Source organism: Streptomyces sp. NPDC088745 (assembly GCF_044751045.1).
Lineage (GTDB): Bacteria > Actinomycetota > Actinomycetes > Streptomycetales > Streptomycetaceae > Streptomyces > Streptomyces cremeus.
Genome location: NZ_JBIVLB010000016.1, coordinates 1 through 3,034 on the forward strand (window position 1 = coordinate 1; position 3,034 = coordinate 3,034).

At 71.6% G+C, this 3,034-nt stretch carries 2 protein-coding genes; both read right to left on the reverse strand.

The genetic code is table 11. The features are described 5' to 3' along the window. Positions 1-239: 239 nt before the first annotated feature. Entirely contained in the window at positions 240-1,496 is a 1,257-nt protein-coding gene (locus tag ACIP93_RS30985; protein ID WP_401764118.1) for a collagen binding domain-containing protein, read from the reverse strand. Between the two features lie 89 nt (positions 1,497-1,585). Then, complete coding sequence (locus tag ACIP93_RS30990; RefSeq protein WP_401764121.1) at positions 1,586-2,848, reverse strand: hypothetical protein; 1,263 nt, start codon at positions 2,846-2,848, stop codon at positions 1,586-1,588. Between the last annotated feature and the right edge of the window lie 186 nt (positions 2,849-3,034).

Here is a 3,034-nt window from a genome sequence, read left to right on the forward strand (position 1 = left end):
CCGGTCGCCTTCCTGCGCTCGGTCGGCGTCAAGGTCTGACCCCCGTCCGGCTCCCCCCGCCCCCCGGGCGGGCCCCCGGGGGGGGGGGGCCCCCCGGGGGGGGGGGGGGGGGGGGGGGGGGGGGGGGGGGGGGGGGGGGGCCCCCCGGGGCCCCCGGGGGGGGGGGGGGGGGGGGCGGGGGGGGGGGCGGGCCCCGCCCCGCCCCGCGGCGTCAGCGTGTGAGAGCCGTCAGGTTGTGGTCACGCGCCGGTCTTCGGCAGTTCGGGGATGTCCACGGGCCGCGGCTTCGGCTTCTCGGGCTGGGGGATCTTGACGTCGACGACGCTGACGTCGGAGGTCTTGCCGTCCACGACGGTCACGTTCTGGTCCACGGCCAGTTGGTAGCCCTCCACGGCCTGGACCTCGTGGATGGTGTAGGTGCCCGGCGGGAGGTTGTCGACCTGCCAGAGGCCCTGGCTGTTGGTGGTGCCCTTGGCCACCGTCTTGTTGGCCTCGTCCTTGACTTCGAACTGGACCCCGGACAGCGGCTTCTTGGTGTCGCTGGCGGTCTTGAGGAGCTTGATGCTCCCCTTCAGCGCGTTGACGGTGATCTTGAGCTGGGCTTCGGCGCTCGTGGTGCCGCCGGCGACGAGCATCCGCTGTGCCTTGTCGTTGGCGGGCAGATGGGCGATCAGCGTCGAGGCGGGCAGGTTCTTGGCCACCGCCTTCAGCTCGACGGTCCCTGCCTTGGCGGGGGTGATGGTGGCTGTGGCGACGCCTTCGTCGTTCGTGGTGACGGTGCCCGCCCCGGTGACGGCACCCGCCCCGTTGAGCTGGATCTGGACGCCGGGGACCTTCTGCCCGGACGCGGCGGTGACGTCCAGCGTGATGGTGGTCTTCTCGCCGGGCTTGAACGCGGCGGGGGCGTACACGTTGACCTTGTACGGGCCGGCCAGCTTGCCCGCCTCGGTGATGAACCCCTCTGCCTTGGTCTTCACCTCCTTCGGAACGTTGGGGTACGAGACCCGCTCCAGCGCCCGCTTGCCGTTGGGCAGGGCGTACGTGCTGCCCTGCTCGAGGAAGCTGTACACGGCCGCGTCGACGGCTGCGGCCTGGCTGTCGTTGGCGGTGTCGCCGTACTTGGACAGCACGTACGCGGCACGGGCGGTGTTCTCCTTGGAGACCTGCCGACCGGTGGCCTTCGAGGTCCAGGTGGTGACCTCGGTGGCCTTGCCGTACTGGCCGCCGGCTGCTGGACCGGCGAGGGTCGGGTCGGCGCAGTAGGCCCGGCCGGTGATGCCGCTGACCGGGGCCCCCGGCGCTCCGTACGCACCCAGGTGGGAGGCGTCCGGCTTGTTGAGGTCATCGGGGATGGCAAAGCCGGGGCCCCATTTGTCCGCTGCGACCGCGCTGGGGGCGGCGCACAGCGCGGTCGCGCCGACCAGGACGGCTGTGGCGAGAACGGTCGAGCGGCGCAGCGCCTGGCCCGGCGCCGGGCGGCGTGTGTTCAGGGTCAAGGTGTTTCTCCTTGCCGGTGGGGCCGCAGTTCAGCCCCGTCTGCCGTGCAGCATCGTCGGCAAAGCGGACACCTCCGCCCGGGGCGGGTTTAGTCGGTGATCGCAGCCTCGCTCGACGAGGCGGAGGTGGGAGTGATCTCCTTGGCCCATTGCAGGGCCTTGGTGAGGACCGGCTCGGCGATGACGTCGGGGACGCCCATGCGCCGGGACAGCTCGGCACTGCGGGTTTCGAATTCCGTGCCGTAGTCCGCGATCCGCCCCGTGATCAGGCGCTGTCTTCCCGCTGTGCTGTCCGCGTCCTGCGCCTGGGTGGGGTGGGGATAGTCGATCTGCCAGGACGCGGCGGCAGAGGCGAGGCGGCTCCATCGAGGCTGGAGTGCTCGCAGAGCCGCTCGCTGGCCGGGAGTGGTGCCGCTGATGCGCTGGCGGACGATCGCCCCGGCGTCTCCGGTGAGCTTCGCGCTTTCGAGGTCTTCCAGTTCCAGCGCGGCGATGCGGTCGGTGATGAGCTGGTCGATGTCCTCGGTGGTCAGCTCGGCGGCGTTGATGACGGGAAGGTCGTGCTGAGGCCGCTGCCAGATGGTGCGGGCTTCGACGCGGACGCGTCCGGTGTCCTCGATGGTGACGTGAAGCCAGCCGCGCGGGCCGAGGTCGTCGGAGAAGCCCCGCGTCAGGGAGGAGCCGGTGTACCAGACCTGCCCGGGACCGCCGTGGTCGTGACCGGGTACAGCGCCGAGGGAGTGGTAGTGGGAGAGCAGCAGCGCGTCCCATCCGCGCTGGGCCCACTCCAGGGGGATAGGGCGTTCTTGCCCCTCGGGGTTGATGCAGTGGTAGAGACGGCCGTCGGCTTCGAACGTGCCGTGGCAGACGAAGAGGTTCACGTGGCCGGGCAGCGGGACGGGGTCGATGTGGATGCCGGCGTCGGCCAGGGAGCGGTCCAAACCGTAGTGGGACACTGCGTGGATGGCGAGGCCGTCGGTCGGCTGGTGGATCTCGTACAGGCCCGGGTAGGGGCCGGTTCCGTCGCCCGGGCCACGGCGGGGGTCGGGGTAGACCGCGTGCATGCCGAGATCGGGCCGGTGCATCGTGCCCATGGCGGAGATGTCCGTTCCCGCGCCGGCGCAGTGGTTGCCGCTGTTGCCCAGGCCCCAGATGTTGGCTCGGGCCCGCAGGTCGTCAACACGGTTGGCGTGTTCCACGTCGCGCGGCAGAGGACGGGACCGGTGGGTGAGATCGCCCCCGTCGATGATGCCCTGCACCCCGGCGTCGAGCATCGCGCGCATGGTCAGGTCGTGGGCGAGGTGCCCGTCGACAACGCGCTGGTTCCAGCGTGTCTGAGGGTGCAGTCGCATGCGCGGGTTGTGGTATCCGAGGTGCTGGCAGCCTCGGATTCCCAGGGTGTAGGCCACAGTGGATGCCCTTTCTGGTGTGGGTCCCGCCTGTGCTGTGGCGGGGGGGGGGGCGCCCCGCCCCCCCCCCCCCCCCCAGGCCCCAGGCCGGCCTCGGGGGCCCCCGCCCCCCAAAGTATACCAGCCGCG